Here is a 19,247-nt window from a genome sequence, read left to right as displayed (position 1 = left end):
CGAATTCCTCAAGCTTCATCAAGCAAATGATCCCAATTCGTGTATAACCTTTGCCATCATATTTAAATCCTTGTTCATAAACAAAAATTGCTTCTTTGTCCCTTTCTGTAATAATTCCATCCCTGAGCCATGTTTCAAAGAAGTTTTTTGCGCTCTCATATCTGTTTTCATCTCGGTTTAAAATCAATCGTATCACATTATAGGGATGAAGTTCGTACAGTTCATCTCTTTCCCTATCTGAGATTACATCGTAGGGCGGTGCGACAAGCCTTTGAATGGGCAAACTTAAATTATAAATTAAACCTTTAAACGGTTTTATCTCCGGCATTTTAAATTTTTATTTTCTTTCTAATCAACCGTATAACCCAGCCTCTTTAACCACACTTTACTATCACGCCATTTTTTTCTTGCCTTAACATATAACTCCAGATAAACAGGTCTTCCCAGAAACCATTCTATTTCCTCTCGCGCAAGCGTTCCAATTTTCTTGAGCATTTGTCCATCTTTACCAATTATGATCCCCTTCTGCGATTCCTTCTCAACATAGATCTCAGCACTTATATAATCCCTCTCTCCCTCATTTTGCGCTTCCTTAAATTCAACTATAGATACAGTTGTTGAGTAAGGTATTTCCTGTCGACAAAGTTGAAAAATTTTTTCGCGAATTATCTCAGCGACGAAAAATCTCTCTGGATGTTCTGTAATCATATCTGGCGGATAAAAAGGCGGATGTGTGGGGAGATATTGAATCAAAACCTTTTTAAGTTCATCTATATTTTGTCCCTTCAATGCTGATATTGGGACGATCTCTTTGAAAGGAAAAACTTTGCTAAAGAAATCAATCATCGGTAAAACTTCAAGCTTATTGATAAGGTCCACTTTGTTTATAACTAAAATTATTGGTTTCTCTTCAACATATTTTTTCAATATTTCAAATGGCAAAGTTTTGACAATGGCTTCATTGGTTTTAACCTTTTTTACATCGACCATGAACAAAATTATATCTGCGTCTTTTAAAGCAGATTCAGCATATTCCATCATCACCTCCTGAAGCAAATATCTCGGCTTGATCAAACCTGGCGTATCTAGAAAAACAATCTGATAATTCTCGCCGGTCATTATTCCAATTATTTTATGTCTCGTCGTCTGTGGTTTGGGTGTGACTATTGAAATTTTATGTTGAAGCAAGGTGTTAAGTAAAGTTGATTTCCCAACGTTCGGTTCACCAACTATGGCAACATATCCAGCTTTAAAGTCGCTTGGAATTTCAAGTTTTGTCTCTTCGATTTCTTTTTCTTTATCTTGCATAAGGATCAAGTTCAATTTAATTTTAAATTTTTCCCATGATAACCTTTACTTCGCAAATGCTTCCCTTTTTAAAAACTGGAAGAATACGATCGCCGTATTTTTTCCCATCCACCCATATTTCTTTAACTCCCTTATTAACGCCGTCCGGATTTAAAACTTCGATTCTATATTCAACGCCACGAAAGAGCCTATTCACACTAAAACTCTTCCAGCTTGATGGAATGCATGGGTCGATTAACAAACCAGCGTAAGTGGGCCTAACCCCAAGCATATATTCAACAACGCTTTTGAAAAACCAATCTGAAGATCCCGTCAACCATGAATGACTTGCCTCCCCAAATGAAGGGTGATCTGGGCTTGTCACATATTCCGAATATACATATGGCTCCATTTTATACAAATCAGCGTCAATGGCATTATTTAATGGCAGTGTAGCATGATATATTTGATAAGCTCTTTCTGCATTTCCAGCAATTAACTCAGCCAAGAAAACCCAGCTTGCCACATGATTGAAAATTGCGCCATTTTCTTTTTTCCCAGGGACACATCGAGTTGCAAGCCCGATACTTGGATCAACCTTGGTAAACGGGGGATGCAAAATCTTAGGTCCTTTCGGTGTGTCAAGATATTTCTCCACGGATTTAAGACACATCTTCGTTCGCTCTTCATCAGCAATTCCACTTATCACAGCCCAGGCTTGTGGATTGGCAAAAATTTTACCCTCCCGATTCTTTGAAGAGCCAAAAGGTTTCCCATCATCTTTAAATCCCCGTATATACCACTTTCCATCCCAGCAAAATCTGTTTATATTATTGGCAATTTTTAAGTATTCTTCAGAATATTTTTTCAGAAATTGTTTGAGACCGAGATAGTTGAATAACTCAATTACTTCTCTCAAAATATACGCAAGAAACTCCGAACCCCACACTGTTTCTCCTTTGCCCTTAACCCCAACATAATCCAATGTGTCATTCCAGTCCCCTCGACCAAATTTAAGCAAACCATGTTTCCCTAAATTGTTCAATGAATATTCAATCGCTTTTATCAAATGCTGTAAAACTGTGCCACTACCACCATCATAATATTCCACTTTTTCATATAGTAAGTTAAAATCCGCCGTTTCTTTCAAATAAGTGATGATGCCAAAAGGTAACCAAAGAGGTGTATCGCAATGGCCTGTTTTTTCACCTGTTCTTGATATTCTAAAAAAATTATGTAGCATGCTCCCATCTTTGAACTGATAACTACAAACCTCAAGAATTCTATCCCTAACTCTCTTTGGATTTGCGATTAACTCCCCGAAAATATCTTGCATTTGATCTCTTATTCCCGTGCCAAATAACAAACCTCCATGATAATAGCCGGCGTTTCTTGACATATCAAAGGTCACGGCTATTTGATACCTGTTCCAAACGTTGACAAAAAGATTTAATTTTTCATCCGGGGTTTTCACTTGAAGTGTTTTAAGATAATCATCCCAATATTTTTTCAATTCGTCAAACTTTTGATGTACGAAGCCAAGATTTTTAAACTTATTTAAAATTTCACTTGCTTTATTATATGCCTTTGAATTTCTTTTCAGCCTTTCATTGGTATGAAGTGAGGGTTTATCCACAAGAAACATAAAAAACACGAATTCCTTCTCTTCACCTTCCTCAAGTTCAAGTTCGGACTGAATAACTGCGCACGGATCCCCGGCGGTTATTTCAGTATTAAAGCAACTTCCTAATTCGACCGCTTCAGGATTAGCATTGCTTCTCCATCTACCTATAAATTTTTCTTTATCCCCATCAAAACCTTTAATTTCAAGCGATGTCGAAAAGATGAGATAATATGGCCATGCATGATTTGGCTGCGCAACGCTTACACCTCTATTTGTTACCCAGTACCTTCTCGTCGCAACGATTGATTTCAGATCGCCATCGAAATACACATCTGGAAAGTGTTTGTCGTTCGGTTGATTTATCAAATCGTTGAGAGCGTTTCCCATTATAAGTTCGATATAAGCGAATATATCGAGATCCCTTCTTTCATTTGTCAAGTTTTTTAGCTTCACAAGCCATATTTCAATGTCATAATCACGTGGAACGAAGTAAGTAACTTCTCCTCTTATACCTAAATTCTCAGTGATAATTTTCGTATATCCAAGTCCATGCCTGCACTCATAATAATCATACTTTAACTCAATTGTCGGTGCCCAACTAAGAGAGAAATAGTTGGCTATTTTTTTATCCCTAACATAAATATACCGTCCCGGCTGATCCCATGGAAGACAATTATACCTATATCTTGTCAAGCGATTGTCACGCGGAGTTAAGTAAAAACTATATCCTCCACCAGTATGACTTACAAGTCCAGCCCATCTGCCATTCCAAATATAGTTCATCCACGGCGCTGGAGTTTTAGGAGTTGTAATTACAAATTCCTTACCATCTTCAGTGAAATAGCCATATTTATTCACTTGAAAATTTTTCATCTTCTATTCCTTTATATGTTTGATATTACCTCAACTGCTGATGGGATAATTGAAATTTTTATCCATCTTAGAGATGTCCCGATTATTTCGCCATCTGCGTGCATCGTCAGATTTGAATTTGAACTTATTTCAATTTCCTTTGCCTTAAACATCGTTACCTCAGGATACTGTATGTGCTTACCTTTAAGCACTGTTGGAAGAACTTGAAGTACTCTTAAAATAGATAAATCACTTACAAGGCATACATCAAGCAAAGCATCGTTAATTTTTGCATCAGGCGTGAGCAAAAAACCACCGCCGGCTGACTTACCATTTCCAACAGCGACAAGGAAAATTTTTTCTTTTATTTTCTTGCCATCAATATACACTTCCATTTCTGGGGTTTCATAATCTTTTAAACTTTTGAGCAAGGCAAGCAAATAAAGTAAAATACCACGCAAATGCTTTATCTTCCGACTTTCATTTGCAACCACCGCGTCAAATCCAACCCCAACTCCATTTATAAAAAATCTTTCTCCAGAGTTACCAAATTCGTCAATAAATCTAATTATGCCGACATCCGAAGTCGTTATCCTTCTTCTTTTTATCGATTCAATAGCAACCTTTATTTTAAATGGTTTTAAATTTAACATTTTAGCAAAATCGTTCCCTGAACCTATTGGGATAACCCCAAGAAGTTTTTCTGAATTGCTTTGTAAAATACCATTTACAATTTCATTAACTGTGCCATCACCTCCAGCAGCAACGACGAGTTCAGCCGGCGTGTCTCGAGCAATTTGTATTGCCTCACCAGGTGCTGTGGTTACCTGAAACCTCTCAAGATATTTCAGATGCCTTACATATTGGATAAGTTTGTGATAAAGTTTCGCACCCTTCCATCTTCCGGCGTATGGATTTAACACTATGTGTGTTTTTAACTCATTTCCAAGCGCAAACCATTTTGATAAAACAAATTTGTAGGACAAGTTTGAACCTCTTTTTATTGTCGTTGCCTTAAAAATCCATGGGGTAGTCCAATATCTGCCATAGTTATAAGCCCAGGTTTTGCATTAAAAATTAAATAAGCAGAGTTAATCAAGCTTCCTACAGTAGCAACATCACCAAAAATTCCATTTAAAACTTTCATTTTTATCGGTGGCTCTCCATCTATGTAAACTGCGTCGTAATCTTTATGATCGCCAACATACATCTTTAAATCAAGAGTTATAACATCCTGCCCATTCTTAAATCCTATCGCTGTATGATGTATCCCAGCGACCCTTCCTTTTTGAATCGTCAAATATTCGGTTTTTAAATTTCTCTTCGTTACTATCGGGTTCAGTTCCTCTTTTATCTCGTCAAGTTGTATGTTTAAAATATAAGCCAAAAATTGCAATGATTCAACAAGTCCAATGTGACCAAATTTCCCAGTTGCTTTTTTGGCTTTAAAATCCCCAACCTTTAAACCAGCACCGATCTTCAACTGAAGCGGTAACCTTCTTTTTGATGCATTTACAACTCTTTCAACCCTTATCTTTTTAACTTCCGTGCAGACCTGCGTTAAAACTGAAGGCAACACATCCATTACAAATCCAGGATTAACCCCAGTTCCCAAAACTCTAACTTTAAATTTCTTAGCAAGTAAATCAATCTCCTCAGCAATCTGACGATTTCTAAACCATGGGAAAAACAATTCCTCGGTTGATGAGACAACATTTAATTTCAATTTTATCAAGTCAATAATCTGTTCCTTCACATCTTCCATAAAGGAAGTCGTGGTGTGAAATACAAGATTTACTTTATGTTTCTTAACGATGCTTTTAATGTTATTTTCAACTATGATCCCAGTGCTCCCAACCCCAACTAACTCGCCAATATCCTTACCAACTTTAGAGGGATCAATATCAACCGCACCCACTAAATTAATTCTGCCGCTGTGTTTTTGAAGTATTGTTTTTGCGCAAAGCTGTCCTATAGGACCAAGCCCAAATTGAACTGCATTGATTTTCTTAGTCATGGCTTTTACTCTTTTTGTTTTAAATATTTCCACGTGCTTTTAATTTTTCACTAATGATTTCGTAGGGGACTTTTCTTACATCCCTGTTAAACTTTACAGCCAAGCTTGCAACAACGCCTGCTGCTTCTCCCGTTGCTGCAGATGTTGCTTGAATTCTCAAAGCTGAATGACCTTCCCTCGTTGAAGAAATATTTCTACCAGCGACGAGCAAATTATATGCCTTTTTAACAATCAAAGCTCTCAATGGTATTTCATAATATTGTCCTTCTTTCAAATGTTCCAATCTAGATTTTTCTCCTCTTTGACCATGAATGTCAATTCCATAACAAGCCCTGGCTATAGCGTCTTTAAATTTACGAGCTTTCAGAATATCTTCACCAGAAATAATATACTCCCCTATTGCTCTTCGAGTCTCTCGCACTCCAACCTGTATCCCTGATTCAAGTAAATATGAATTTTCAAATCCTGGAATTTTTTCTTTAAGGAAATTATAAATTTGCAACATCTGAGTTCGTCCCTCTATCTCTGCTTTCGTTAAATCAAACGAACTTGTCCCATCAAGCCCAAGTATATTAGTTGTGTTAAAAGATGCTTCCCCCTCCTCAGGCAAAGTCGTAAAAAAGATGTATTCGATCTCTTCCGGAAGCAAACCTTTTATCTTCCCTTCCTTTACAAGATCAAAATAGCCAGCAATTGAAACTATGCGACCTAGGATATACTCAGAAGTCGACCAGGGATAAAACTGTTGGGGATTTGCTCGCACAAAATCAACTGCTTTCTTGACATCGATCCCACCAACTCTAAAAAATAATGTCATCGCTTGTGTTAACCCAGTTTTTTCATCACCTTTCATCCAACCCGCATTTGCAAGGTAAACAATTTCAGCATCTCCAGTTGTGTCGACAAAAACTTTTCCAGGAAAGCGATAAAATTTGGAATTATAGTTCAAGATTAAAGAAGTAATCTTTCTTTTTCGATTAACATTTTCAAACTCAACACCAAAAATTAAAGCATGTCTTATAGTTTTAACGCCAGCTTCACACAACAGTTCATTCACAACTTTTCTAAAAGCCCATGCGTTAAACCCATTATCTATGACCCCACCTATTTTCTCCATTCCCTTTACGATTTCCTCAAACACCCCTCCAACTAAAGGTTTAACTCTCCCGTCAAATTCATCCTCTATCCAATATTTCATAAATGGTGAGACCATGCCAGCTGTCGACATCCCACCTAAAAATCCATATCGATCTATTAAGATAGTTTTTGCTCCCTCCCTTGCCGAAGCAATAGCAGAGCAAACTCCCGCTATTCCTGCTCCTGCAACTATAACATCAAACTCTTCAAACTCAATGATATTTTGTAAAGTTTTTTTCATATTATTTCACTTCTGAATTTCCTCAACGAATCTTTGAACAATTAACCTTGGCCTTGTTATAGCAGAACCGATGACGACAGCGTGAGCCCCAATCTCAAACATCTTCTTCGCTTGTTCAACCGTCCATATGCGACCCTCAGCGATAATCGGGACTTTAAGGGTGCTCGCAAGTTTATAAACGAGATCAAAATCAGGTTCATATTTTTTGAATGAATGCTTTGTATAAGGAGTGTAACCAGCCAACGTTGTTGCAACAACATCAGCCCCAAGCTCAGCGGATATAACTCCCTCTTCATAAGTTGAAACATCAGCCATCAAAATTGCATCTTTATATCTTTCCCTGATCTCTTCAAAAATTTTAAATCTCTCATCCCTTGATGTCACATCAATTGCAACTATATCAGCTCCAGATTCAATTACTTTTTGAACTGCTTCTACGTCTGGCGTTATAAGCACACTTCCATCGGGGTATTTACCTTTTATAAGTCCAATCACGGGAATTTTAACCTTATCTTTTACGGCTTTAATATTTTCTAAACCTTCCGTTCTAATTCCTGTAGCACCGCCAAGCTCAGCTGCAATTGCGAACTCGACTATAAACTCAGTCCTTGAAAAAAGCCCAAACTCATCAGGCTGGCAAGAAACAATGATTCCATTCTTCAATTTATCCAAAACCTCTGCCTTCATTCGTTCACTTGGTTTTTGTTCTAGCAATTTGATTTAATTTCAAGTTGTTTTTATATGCAAAAGATATAAGCCTTCCTATGCTTTCTGATGTTTTCACAGCAAGTGGGAAAGAGTAAAGAACAAATTTTAAATCTTCGCTTACGCTTGCGTTTCTGCCAACCGCAACTAGATTTTTAATTCTTGTTAAAAAAGATGAAAAAGGCACACGGATTATTAAATTGTCAAATTTTTTATCTGGAGCGAGAACACAAGGAAACAAACTCTCAGCGATCACAGATATTTTAAGCACCGCGATCTCATCGTCAAAGCTTTTATTGTTGAAAACATCTTCAGAAGTTAATGTATACATTCCGTTAATTCTGCAACTCTCCGTAAAATAAATTTGTGCTGGGAACATTGAAATATTAGCCTTCTCAAAAGGTTTAAATTGCCTCAAATACTCAAGGAAAGAATGAACTTTTAATTGCAATCTCTCCTCCATCATGCTAATTAAAACAAGGTCATCGGGGATGAATTCATTGTCAGAATTATCAGATAAGCCAAACACAATACAATGATTTTTTATGGGCAACTCATAAATTGCAACTTTCATACCGTCTTTTTCAACAATGTACGCATGGTATGTGAAATTTTCTATCTTGACAGTTTCACAGACAATTCTATCATCATCTTTGCTGAAATCACAGCCACATATGACAAAATTATATCTCGCAAAAGATTTAACTTTTCTCGTCAAATTTTCATCTATAGATTTGAAAACAGCACAATTTCCAGTTGCATCGACAAAATATTTCCCCTTTACTTCGATCAATCCCTCCTTCCCAAGCACTAAAATTGATGATACTGTGTCCCCCATCAACTTTGCTCTTACAAATGTAGCATGAAAAAGCAAATCGATCTTGAAATCAAGAAGAAGTTCAAGCATCGTGTTTTTAAACATTTCCAAATCGAATGGAATTACCCCACCCGATATTTTCAACGGGTCAGGATAGATAAATTGGGGTACTGCTTTATTTTTTAAGAGATATCTTATCAGTGTTGAAAAAATCGGATATTTAATTGTTTCAGTTCCTTCCTCAGTAAACAATTCATCGAAGTTTCTTTGAAAATTAAACACTCTTAAAGGATAGGCAAACGCAGTTGAGATAAGGCCACCGGGAAATCCATACTTTTCCACTAAAAAGGTCTTTAAACCATTGCTTGCACATGTTAACGCTGTCGTAACTCCACTCAAACCACCACCAACCACGACAACATCCGCCTCAACAGTTTTAACTTTTTTGGGTATTTTTAAAATTACCTTTCTTTGCTCTTTCATTATTTTGTCAATTTTTAATGTTACCTATTTTCCACATTAAGAAGCTCAAACTGCATCTTTAAAAATGACTATTTGAAGAAAATTTTATGTTATTCTACCGAGAAATTACAATGAGACTGAAGAACGATATCGAGTCCTGTATTTGCTTCATGGCAACTCTGGAACTAAATCAGTTAACGAAAGATAAAGAAAATTTCCCGCAGTTAAACCAAGGATATAAGGGATAAAGAATTTAAATTTTTCAAGGAAAAAGAACCCCAAAATTCCGCCTAAAATAGATGTTAAAGAAACGATGAAATTTAGATTGAGCGCTTTTTTAGGAGAAAGTCCAGCATAAATTAAAACCCCGTAATCTCCAAGCTCTTGGGGAACCTCATGAAATATAACCCCAAGGGTTGTAATTACGCCAAGGTTAAAATCAACAAGATAAGATGATGCTATAAAAACTCCATCGATGAAATTATGAAAGAAGTCACCAAGAAGATTTACTGGGACAAATGTATGTTGTTCACATTCCAGCTCATGGCAATGTCTCCATTTCAAAAATGTTTCAAGGATAAAAAAGAAAAAGATTCCGAAAATAATGGAATAAATTGCGGTAAATTTTTTCTCCAATGCCTCTGGTATAAGATGAAGAAAACTACCTGTTATCAAAGCACCTGCAGAAAAACTTACAAGGTAAAAACTTACCTTTTGAAGTTCTTCCAACTTTTTGTTTATAAATACTATCCCTATTAGGGAAACTAAAGATACAATTATTGTTGAAAAAACAATATATAACAGAATCATAAACCAACACCAATTTCTTGATTTACTTTTTCAAAATGTTTGCCCGCTTTTAAATTTAATATCTCAATGATGATGACTAAGGCTCTTTTTACTTGTCTGTTGTTCTCAATGGAAACTTGAGCCATCTTAGTTTTTCCTATCATTTTTTGGTAAGTAGTTTTTTGAGAAAATTATTTATTCCAACATCCCATAGAAGCCAATCATGTCCACCAGGCAATTCATGATACTCGTAAAGAATTCCTTTACGACGTAATTTTTCAACAAACTCTCTGTTAGATTCAAGAAGTCCTTCAATAGTGTCATCTTTACCGCACAAGATGTAAAAGTATGGTAAATTAAAAGTTTCTATCTTTTCAACGATAACAAATATATCATTTTTATCCCAATGTTCACTTTCACTCTCGCCAAAAAACTCTTTTAAACTTTGACTTATTTGACTTTTGTCCATTTTGATCAAATCTTTCCAATTAAAAGCCCCGCTAAAGGAACCAACATAGTAGAATAAATTCGGATACTTCAGCGCGAGTTTAACAGCACCATAGCCTCCCATTGAAAGACCTGCTATCGCTCTTCCATGCTTTGCCGAAAGCACACGATACTTTCTTTCAACATAAGGAATTAATTCGGTGATTATGTAATCTTCATAATTTTTGTTTTTAAAAGTTGGCGAGTTTGTATACCAACTGTTGTCCGCTTCGGGTGTTATAACAAGAAGTGGATAGTTACTAACATATTTAATTAAAGATGTCTTATTTAGCCAATCGGTATGATTTCCAGAGTAGCCATGAAGCAAATACAGGACTCGATATCGTTCTTCAGTCTCATTGTAATTTCTCGGTAGAATAACATAAAATTTTCTATAGCCATCGGTAGCTTTTGAGTAAATACTGTCAAGGATAACATGAACTTTCCCCTGGGTTAAAAGCGTTCCCCCAAATAGAAGAATTAAAAGTGGAACAAGTTGAGCGCGCTTTATGATTTTTGAAAACAACAGCATTTCAATGATCCTTTATGTTCGTTCTTCAGCAATAATTATAATTTTTTCGTCAAGCAAGCTTGAACTTTTCAGCTCAGCTCTTGCTACCGAAAGCATCTGTTCTTTGAACATCACCCCAGTTAAATCAATTATCTTTGGCCCATAAATCAAAAATACATCTGGGGCAATAGCCCCAGCATCACCGTAAATGGTAAAGTTATCAATTACATGTGAAAGAACTTTTTCAAATCCATTTGGATTTGTTTCAACCACATTCGCATTTAAAAACTGAAGTTTTAGATTTCCTTCGGTATCAAATACCTTCACAGGTTTTAACTTATCCCTTAAAAAGAGAAATTTTTTTCGCTCAAGCTCCATGCCAAAAATCTTATAGAAGTTATTCTCTGCGATAACTTTAAGATATCCTCCATTACTGTATGTGTATCTCTTTAGTAAACTTTTGAACGACTTTTCAGCTATTTTATAAAGCTCGTCATCGCTCAAGGATTTCTTCACAATATCACCCGCCTTAAAATCGGGCGTTCCAGTGGCGATAGCTGTAATTCTTTTCGTTTGTCTGTCAATTTCAATAGCAACTTGAATTGTCTCAGGCTTTGAACCCATGCGAATAGCTGATGCGACAGCATCGTTTCTTATTTTAAGAATATCTTCCTCAGTTGGATTTGGAACAACCCTTTCTATACTCTCCCTTATCATTCCAAGAGCTGCTCCGATTGCAGATATAACTTCGGAATTTTCCGCGATTTTATATTCAAGACCTAATTTATTTGCAAGATACGGAACTATAACCTCCGCACCACCACCCCCACCAACAAGAGTGACAAGCTCCGTGTCAAGTTTATACTCTTTTATTAAATCTAAAATGACACCTTTTATCTTATTAACAGCAATGTCAAGTATATCCCTCGCTATCAAATCAGCAGGTTTTCCCATAAGCTGGGAAAGTTTCACGAAAATTTTCCCAACCGATTCAAAATTTCCTCTGCTATAACCATTTGGACTTATCAAGTTCAAAAAGTTAGCCGCATCAGTTGTTGTGATAGCAAATTCTGGTTTATCCGAACCTTTTCTTCTTATGGCTACATAATCTGACGGATCACCTTGCTTAGGTTGAATTAATACAAATTCAATATCATCAAAGTTTTCAGGCTCTGAAAATGAGACATACTTTAATCCAGCGATATGTGCACTTCTTGGACCAACATCAATTACACTTTTAAAATTATCCGACATTCGTACCATTGAACCACCCGCAATTCCAAGCGTTCTAACATCAAGAGTTTTAAGATATAGCCTATTCCCTCCAACTTCAGCGCTTCGGATCATCGGTTTTCCATTTTTTATCACAGAAATATCTGTACTTGTTCCACCGACTTCAATAAAAATTCCATCGGTTATTTTAACATACATAAGCGCTGAAGCAACGCCAGCAGCTGGTCCCGATAATATCGTCATTATGGGTCTTCTTTTCATTTCTTCAGCCGTCATAATCCCACCATCGCTTCTCATTATCATCAGCGGCGCTTTTATTCCAGCATTTTTAACAGCGTAAGATGTTATTTCAGCTGTTTCAATCATCTTCGGAAGCATACATGCGTTCACAACTGCAGTCCTTGTTCTAACCCGAAGCCCATAAAGTTTGGAAATCATGGATGCAGGGGTTGCCACTTTGCCCATGTCTTTTATAATTTCAACCACTCTTTCTTCCCTCGATGGATCATCCACCCCAAATGCCTCACTTACAACAAAAACCTCAGCACCATTGGAAATCAGTTGTTTTACCGCTCTATTTACTTCCTCTTCTAATTTTTCGGTTCCAAAAATTTTCGAGTCAATAAAAGTGTGAAATGTCTCTATGAATTTCCCATTGCCGAGTGGAATCTTTCCAACATTCGTTTCACCTTTCGCCCTTATCATATCTATTCCCGTTCCCATCCCAATTATCCCAACCTTGGCAACATCACCTTCGAGAAGTGCGTTCGTCGCTTGCGTTGTGCTATGCGCAATTAAAATAACATCATCTGGATCTATTGGATCTATGTTTCCATCGCTTAAAATTTTATTCATCGCTTGAATAACCCCAAGTGCAACCCCTTCCTTTGCAGAATGAGTGGTAGGGACACAACTCTTCGCAACTATCTCAAGTGAATCTACATCAATTGCAACAGCATGGGTAAATGTCCCACCAACATCGATTCCTATCTTTATTCTTCGCATTCCTTTTATAACATGATTTTAACTGCTTCTGTTAATAAATTTAATAAAACGAGTGAAGAAATCGAAGTCAAAAGTACATAAATTAAACTTTCGAAAAAATTCTCAGTTATATGTTTTAATCCAAACAGTAATAATAAAACTGAGTAAGCTTTTAAAATCCAACCAATGCCATAAAAAATATAAAAAGGAATTGGTTTAAGCTTATCAGGTTCTGGCGATTCAGTGAAATAGTAAATCCCAAAGACGGCAAGTATAGATGGCAAAAGAAAAAGAACCGACAAAGCAAGTGGAAACGCTGAGTATGAAACAATCGCAAAATAGTCTTTAAATTTTATATCTCTATATTTGAAAAGCAAGGCTTTCAAAATAAGTGAGATTAAAAATACAAACAAACCCCCAAGAATAACCCCAAGCCAAAGCATGTTAAGGATCAAAAAAATCAAATTTTCAAACTTTTCCCCAGCTTTAGCGAAGTAAAAAAACATCCAAAGACATCGCAATTCCAAAAAGCGAAGCAAGTAAAATTGAAAAATTTTTTCGCTTTGATAGAATTATCTTGTGAAAACCCTTTGAAGGATTGACAAACAATAAACTTAAAATTTCAAACAAGTTCAAAACATAAACCTGATCTTGAAGAAATGCGGCGCAATTTTTACACTTTACATTAAACTTTGAATTTTCAAATCCACATATCGGACAAAGCATAAATTTATATGTAAAAGTTTTATAAAAACATCATCGCCGAAATTATTAACCCAACTGTTGCAAGGCTCCACATGTATGGGAATGTTTTTCTTAAAATTTGGTTCACATCGATTTTTAACTCATTCGCTATCCAAACATTATGTGTATTAGTGGGGTCGCAAACACCTTGGATCTGCCCGACGGAAAGCAACAATCCCATAACTGAAGCTGGTGGAAGTGTTCCCACAGGCGATGAAATAAGCGTTGCGATTCCATAGCCCAATCCCCAAACATTTAAAGGTCCACGATAAAGTGCCAATGGGCTTAACAATGAAAAAACCGCTACGTATAAGACAGGTGAACTTGGAACTATCGCCTTAAATAAAGGTTTCAGTTGCGCATACACCTTCCACTCTCCATGTCCCCAACCAGACGGACCTAAAATTGCGTTAAGGAGCATGCCAATCCCAATCATTAGCGCAACTGCAGGAATTACGCTACTTCCACCTTCTATAATTGATTGCATAAGCAAATTTAAACTGCCCTTTCTAAATGTCGTGATAAAACCGTAAAATAAACCAGCAACAAAGGCAAAAATGAAATATTTGCTTCCAAGCGCAAAAACTATAACCAGCGGCACAATCGGCGTTAACAAAGCATACCATCTTAACTGTCCCAAATGTGAAGGAGATATTGCATTAAAGATAAACTTGATAAAAAGATAACTTAGAAAAAGGATTAATAAAATTTCCCCGATCAACTTAAAGATATTCTTTAAGTTATCTGGAAATAACCTTTCAACCTTACCCAATGTTAAAAAAATAAGAAAAAATGCTATAAGCAGAGCAAGGGTTAAGAGAAATTTAAAGTTTAAGATAAACTTAAAACTTTTAATTATCCTGTCCCTTTTCAATTCAACAATGATAAAAGCGATGGCAACCGCCAAAGACACAAAGAAAAGATAAAGTGCAAAAGTTCGAACCGTTTCAAACTGGACATTTAAAATGTTGATATACAATGCCCAGTTTTGCGCATTTAAAATTCCACCTATACTTAACCCAATTAAAAAGACCCCAGCGATTATTCCAGGGCTTATTCCAACGGAGCTCATAATAGGGAGCACGATTGTTCCAACCATAACTATTGCCCCAAGTCCTCCAAGGGTTGTGAATAAAATTGAAGTCAAAATTAAGATAATTAAACTCACATAAAAAGGGTTATCACCCGCAAGTTCCGCCCCCTTTCTTATAAAGCTTTCAGCAATTCCAGATTTCTGCATGAAAATACTTAGCATGCCACCGAAAATCGTAATCGTATATGCTTGATGTAATCTGAAAGCGCCTTCTCCAATCACATAAACAAGTATATCATCTAACGGGATGCCACCGATCAAGGCTATAAAAAACGCCATTAGTGGGAGAGCAATAAGCGCAGGGATAACACGCAAGAACATAAGCAAAGCCATTACAATGAAAACTATTACTATCCCAGCAATTGTTAACATCGTTCAATCCTTTTTATTTTTCAAAAATGCTTTAAGCTCATTCGCATCTAAAACCGTAAATTTATCTCCTGATTTCAATTTAAACCCTCTTAGAAACTCTTCAGCGCTAAGTTTTCTCTTCCCTTCGATTTGTAGTTCAAGTATTTGAACTAAATTTAAATCAGTGCATACAGCATATATTTTATCCCTTCTCTCTGAAACTAAAATTTCCCCAGGCTCAGCGTCATTAATTTCAACATCGATTGATGATGGCAGTTTCGTTCTATATATTTTCACAAGTTTTCCGTTTAGAAAAGTAAAAGCACATGGGTTAGGTGAAAGACCTCGAACAAAGTTGTGAACTTGTTGGGCATCTTTTTCACGCCAATTTATCTGGCACATTTCCTTCTTAATTTTGGGAGCAGGAGTTGCAAGCGAGTCATCCTGGGGAAATGTTTGAACAGAGCCCTTTTCAATTAACTTAACTGTTTCAAGAAGTACCTCGGCGCCAAGCCTTGAAAGTTTATCATGAAGTTCACCCGCGGTTTCATCCGGATCTATCGAAATTTTTCTCTGCAAGATTATATTTCCCGTGTCAACTCTTTCATTTATGAAAAATGTTGTGATTCCAGTTTCTCTCTCACCATTAATTATTGCCCAATTTATGGGTGCAGCGCCACGATACTTGGGTAAAAGAGAAGCGTGGACGTTTACAGTGCCAAGCGGTGGAAGGGTGAAAACCTCGGGCGGGAGTATTCTAAAGGCAACGACAACGATCAAATCTGGTGATAAATTTTTTAAAGCATCGATGAATTTTTCATCTTTTAAATTCTCCGGCTGAATAACTTTCAAGCCATGTTCAAGTGCAAAAATCTTAACTGGCGGAGGCGAAATTTTATAACCCCTACCTTTCGGTTCATCAGGCGCTGTTACAACCGCTATAATATCATAATTGTTTTTGATAAGGATATCAAGTGAAGGTATAGCAAACTCCGGGGTTCCCATGAAGATAATTTTCATCTGATTAAACGAAGTAAATTTTTAAATCAAACATCTTTATCGGATTCAGGTTCTGGATTTATAATCCTCTTTGTCCCTGGCACAACTATGGGATAATGAGTTTTAACCTCGCCCTTTTTTATTTTCGCAAGCCTTGGTTTAAGTGTTTTTAACCTAACCGGAGACAAGTAATCAATAAAAAACTTCCCATATAAATGGTCAACCTCATGTTGAACAACCCTCGCAAGAAGTCCCTCGCACTCAATTTCATTTACCTTGAAATCAATGTCTTGATATCTTAAAACAATCTTATCAGGCCTTATTATCTCTGCCCTTATTCCCGGGATACTTAAACAACCCTCTTCCATAACCTCTTCACCGCTTGAATAAATTATCTCTGGATTTATAATAACCATTTTTTTAAAATCTTTATACTCCTCATAAACCGAAAGATCAATCACAGCAAAAGAATATGGAATGCCAACCTGTGTAGAAGCAAGTCCAATTCCATCGGCAACCTCCATGGTTTCAAACATATCCTTTAAAGTTTCAATAAATTTATCATCTATTTTCTCCACCTTTTTAGCCGGTTTTTTAAAAATTGGATCACCATACAAATAAATTGGCAAGATCATTTTTACCTCCATTAGTTTTTTACACTAATCCTATCCAAAGCATTTTTAATTCTCCTTATCGTTGTTTCCTTCCCAAGAACCTCCATTACTTCAAAAAGCCCAGGACTTATTCTCATGCCGGTAATAGCCAATCTTATCGGATGAATTAAGTCACCTGCTTTGATATTCTTTTCATCAGCAAAACTTCTCAACTCCCTTTCAATTACTGGTGCGGTGTAATCTTCTATTTTTTCTATTCTACTGACAAATTCACTTAAAATCTCACTGGTTTTATCTTTCCAATATTTTTCAATACCTTCCCTATCATAGTCAACCGGATCTTCAAAGAAATATTTCCCAAAAGTTACAAAATCTTCGAGAACTTTAACCCTATCTTTCATTAGCGTTATCACTTTTAGCAGATATGTATCATCTTCAAATTTATACCCGTGCTTTTCAACAAATGGTTTTACAAGCTTCAAAAGTTCAACATTTTCTTTTCTTCTAATATACTCACTGTTCATCCACTCAAGCTTTGCTTGGTCAAATATGGCGCTTTTCTTTTGAATTTTTGTAATGTCGAAAGCATCTATTAACTCCTCAATGCTCATAATTTCTCTATTATCACCCGGTGACCAACCAAGAAAGCATAGTTAATTAAACATCGCCTCAGGAAGGAAACCTTTATCTCTGTATTCTAAAACCGCAGTTGCCCCATGTCTTTTGCTCAACCTTTTTCGGTCAGGACCAAGAATTAATGGGACATGTGCAAAAACGGGAATATCCCAACCAAAAGCTTGGTAAATTAAAATCTGTTTTGGTGTGTTTGAAATATGATCATCTCCGCGAATTACATGCGTGATTTCCATGTTATGATCATCCACAACGACAGCCATATTATAAACAGGCGTGTTATCCGAACGAAGTATAATAAAATCATCAATCTCAGAATTTTTAAACCTTATCTCACCATGAACAACATCAAAAAACACAGTTTCACCATCTGGAACTTTAAATCTAATTGTTCGACCTCTTCCCTCTCTTTCGTATTTTAATTTCTCCTCCTCGCTCAGGTAAAGACATTTTCTATCATACTTATATGGAATTCTTTTTTGCTCCGCTTCCTTTCTTTTCATTTCGAGTTCTTCTTCACTGCAATAGCAAAAATAAGCATGGCCCCTTTTGACAAGTTCATAACATGCAGATACATATTCATTTATGTGTTCAGATTGATAGTAGATATCATTGTCCCAGTTAAGCCCAAGCCACTTTAAACCATCAACGATTGATTGAACCATTTCTTCACTTGAACGCTCTCTGTCTGTATTCTCAATTCGTAAAAAGAAATCACCTTTATTTTTTCTCGAAAATAGCCAGTTGAAAATTGCCGTTCTTGCTCCACCTATGTGAAGGTGTCCTGTTGGGCTTGGTGCGAATCTTGTTTTTGTTTTCAATTTGCAATAACGAATTAATTTTTCTTTTTTACCTACGGCTTTGGATATGATGAAAGCTTTCGAGTTAACTCATCAATAGCCTCATCAGTTAAAACTACATCTTCAAGTGCTCCCGAAAGATAATCTTGATATGCACTCATATCAAAAAATCCATGACCAGATAAGTTAAATAGTATCACTTCCTCCTTTTTTTCCTTTCTCGCTCTAATTGCTTCATCTATAACAGCTCTTATAGCATGTGCAGATTCTGGAGCTGGAACTATTCCCTCAGTTTGGAAAAATCTTAAAGCTGCATCAAAAACTTCATTTTGCGTGTAAGCCCTTGCCTCAATAAATCCATCAGCATACAGTTTACTAATTATTGGACTCATCCCATGGTATCTCAAACCACCAGCATGGATTTTAGGTGGAATGAAATCATGCCCCAAAGTGTACATCGGTAAAAGCGGAGTTAATTTACTGCTATCCCCATAATCATAACTATAAATTCCTTTTGTAAGGGTTGGGCATGCTGCGGGCTCAACTGCAAGGACTCGAAGTGTTTTCTTCTTTTCCAAAAACTTGTCAAGCAAAAAAGGAAAAGCAAGCCCTGCGAAATTTGAACCACCACCTACACAGCCGATAACAATAGTCGGATATTCATCGATTTTATCAAGTTGTTTCTTTGCTTCAAGTCCAATTATAGTTTGATGCAAAAGCACATGATTTAAAACGCTACCGAGAGAATATTTAGTTTTCTCATCTGAGATCGCAACTTCAATAGCCTCACTTATGGCAATACCTAAACTTCCCGGGGAATCCGGATCTGCTTCAAGAATTTTTTTACCAACCTGTGTTTCCTCGCTTG

The 19,247-nt window shown here is 36.4% G+C and carries 19 protein-coding genes; all 19 read right to left on the bottom strand.

Translation table 11 applies throughout. The features are described 5' to 3' along the window. Nucleotides 1-328: DUF1015 family protein (locus tag AWW78_RS06745; RefSeq protein ID WP_047134677.1), on the bottom strand; the 328-nt coding region annotated here is incomplete at its 3' end. Nucleotides 329-348: 20 nt separating this feature from the next. Continuing rightward, nucleotides 349-1,308: a GTPase Era gene (era, locus tag AWW78_RS06740; RefSeq protein ID WP_047134676.1), complete on the bottom strand. Its 960-nt coding sequence runs from the start codon at nt 1,306-1,308 to the stop codon at nt 349-351. A 22-nt stretch (nt 1,309-1,330) separates the two neighbouring features. Continuing rightward, nucleotides 1,331-3,784, bottom strand: a complete 2,454-nt coding sequence (locus AWW78_RS06735; RefSeq protein WP_047134675.1) for a glycoside hydrolase family 94 protein — start codon at nt 3,782-3,784, stop codon at nt 1,331-1,333. 11 nt (nt 3,785-3,795) lie between these two features. Further along, nucleotides 3,796-4,749 (bottom strand): diacylglycerol/lipid kinase family protein, encoded by a 954-nt coding sequence (locus tag AWW78_RS06730; protein WP_075426174.1) that lies wholly within the window; start codon nt 4,747-4,749, stop codon nt 3,796-3,798. A gap of 14 nt (nt 4,750-4,763) precedes the next feature. After that, nucleotides 4,764-5,780, bottom strand: a complete 1,017-nt coding sequence (locus tag AWW78_RS06725) for an NAD(P)H-dependent amine dehydrogenase family protein (protein WP_047134682.1) — start codon at nt 5,778-5,780, stop codon at nt 4,764-4,766. A gap of 19 nt (nt 5,781-5,799) precedes the next feature. Beyond that, a complete protein-coding gene (locus tag AWW78_RS06720; protein WP_047134674.1) occupies nt 5,800-7,158 on the bottom strand; it encodes an FAD-dependent oxidoreductase in 1,359 nt (452 codons plus the stop codon). 6 nt (nt 7,159-7,164) lie between these two features. Continuing rightward, the gene (locus AWW78_RS06715) at nt 7,165-7,845 is read right to left on the bottom strand and encodes an N-acetylmannosamine-6-phosphate 2-epimerase (protein ID WP_047134673.1); all 681 of its coding nucleotides are present in this window, start codon (nt 7,843-7,845) and stop codon (nt 7,165-7,167) included. Between the two features lie 4 nt (nt 7,846-7,849). Continuing rightward, nucleotides 7,850-9,163, bottom strand: a complete 1,314-nt coding sequence (locus tag AWW78_RS06710) for an FAD-dependent oxidoreductase (protein WP_047134672.1) — start codon at nt 9,161-9,163, stop codon at nt 7,850-7,852. 147 nt (nt 9,164-9,310) lie between these two features. After that, nucleotides 9,311-9,952, bottom strand: a complete 642-nt coding sequence (locus tag AWW78_RS06705; RefSeq protein WP_075426173.1) for a ZIP family metal transporter — start codon at nt 9,950-9,952, stop codon at nt 9,311-9,313. After that, nucleotides 9,949-10,095: a hypothetical protein gene (locus AWW78_RS10655; RefSeq protein ID WP_159420969.1), complete on the bottom strand. Its 147-nt coding sequence runs from the start codon at nt 10,093-10,095 to the stop codon at nt 9,949-9,951. The genes AWW78_RS06705 and AWW78_RS10655 overlap by 4 nt, the downstream gene beginning before the upstream one ends. Further along, nucleotides 10,092-10,949 carry an alpha/beta hydrolase gene (locus AWW78_RS06700; RefSeq protein ID WP_075426172.1) on the bottom strand — a complete coding sequence of 286 codons (858 nt, stop codon included), beginning with the start codon at nt 10,947-10,949 and terminating at the stop codon, nt 10,092-10,094. The genes AWW78_RS10655 and AWW78_RS06700 overlap by 4 nt, the downstream gene beginning before the upstream one ends. A 12-nt stretch (nt 10,950-10,961) precedes the next feature. Next, the gene (locus AWW78_RS06695) at nt 10,962-13,166 is read right to left on the bottom strand and encodes a hydantoinase/oxoprolinase family protein (RefSeq protein WP_047134671.1); all 2,205 of its coding nucleotides are present in this window, start codon (nt 13,164-13,166) and stop codon (nt 10,962-10,964) included. A 5-nt stretch (nt 13,167-13,171) separates the two neighbouring features. After that, a complete protein-coding gene (locus AWW78_RS06690) occupies nt 13,172-13,651 on the bottom strand; it encodes a YIP1 family protein (protein ID WP_047134670.1) in 480 nt (159 codons plus the stop codon). A 239-nt stretch (nt 13,652-13,890) separates the two neighbouring features. After that, on the bottom strand, nt 13,891-15,354 hold the full coding sequence (locus AWW78_RS06680; protein WP_047134668.1) for a hypothetical protein: 1,464 nt from the start codon (nt 15,352-15,354) through the stop codon (nt 13,891-13,893). A gap of 3 nt (nt 15,355-15,357) precedes the next feature. Beyond that, a complete protein-coding gene (gene fmt / locus AWW78_RS06675) occupies nt 15,358-16,353 on the bottom strand; it encodes a methionyl-tRNA formyltransferase (protein ID WP_047134667.1) in 996 nt (331 codons plus the stop codon). Nucleotides 16,354-16,379: 26 nt separating this feature from the next. Beyond that, nucleotides 16,380-16,967 (bottom strand): peptide deformylase, encoded by a 588-nt coding sequence (gene def / locus AWW78_RS06670; protein WP_047134679.1) that lies wholly within the window; start codon nt 16,965-16,967, stop codon nt 16,380-16,382. An 11-nt stretch (nt 16,968-16,978) separates the two neighbouring features. Continuing rightward, complete coding sequence (locus AWW78_RS10745; RefSeq protein ID WP_244884398.1) at nt 16,979-17,557, bottom strand: hypothetical protein; 579 nt, start codon at nt 17,555-17,557, stop codon at nt 16,979-16,981. A gap of 42 nt (nt 17,558-17,599) precedes the next feature. After that, nucleotides 17,600-18,400, bottom strand: a complete 801-nt coding sequence (gene gltX, locus AWW78_RS10740; RefSeq protein ID WP_244884397.1) for a glutamate--tRNA ligase — start codon at nt 18,398-18,400, stop codon at nt 17,600-17,602. 32 nt (nt 18,401-18,432) lie between these two features. Beyond that, nucleotides 18,433-19,247: TrpB-like pyridoxal phosphate-dependent enzyme (locus AWW78_RS06660; RefSeq protein ID WP_082359560.1), on the bottom strand; the 815-nt coding region annotated here is incomplete at its 5' end.

Source organism: Candidatus Kryptonium thompsonii (genome assembly GCF_001535985.1).
GTDB lineage: Bacteria > Bacteroidota > Ignavibacteria > Kryptoniales > Kryptoniaceae > Kryptonium > Kryptonium thompsonii.
This window is presented reverse-complemented; position numbering and strand designations above follow the sequence as displayed.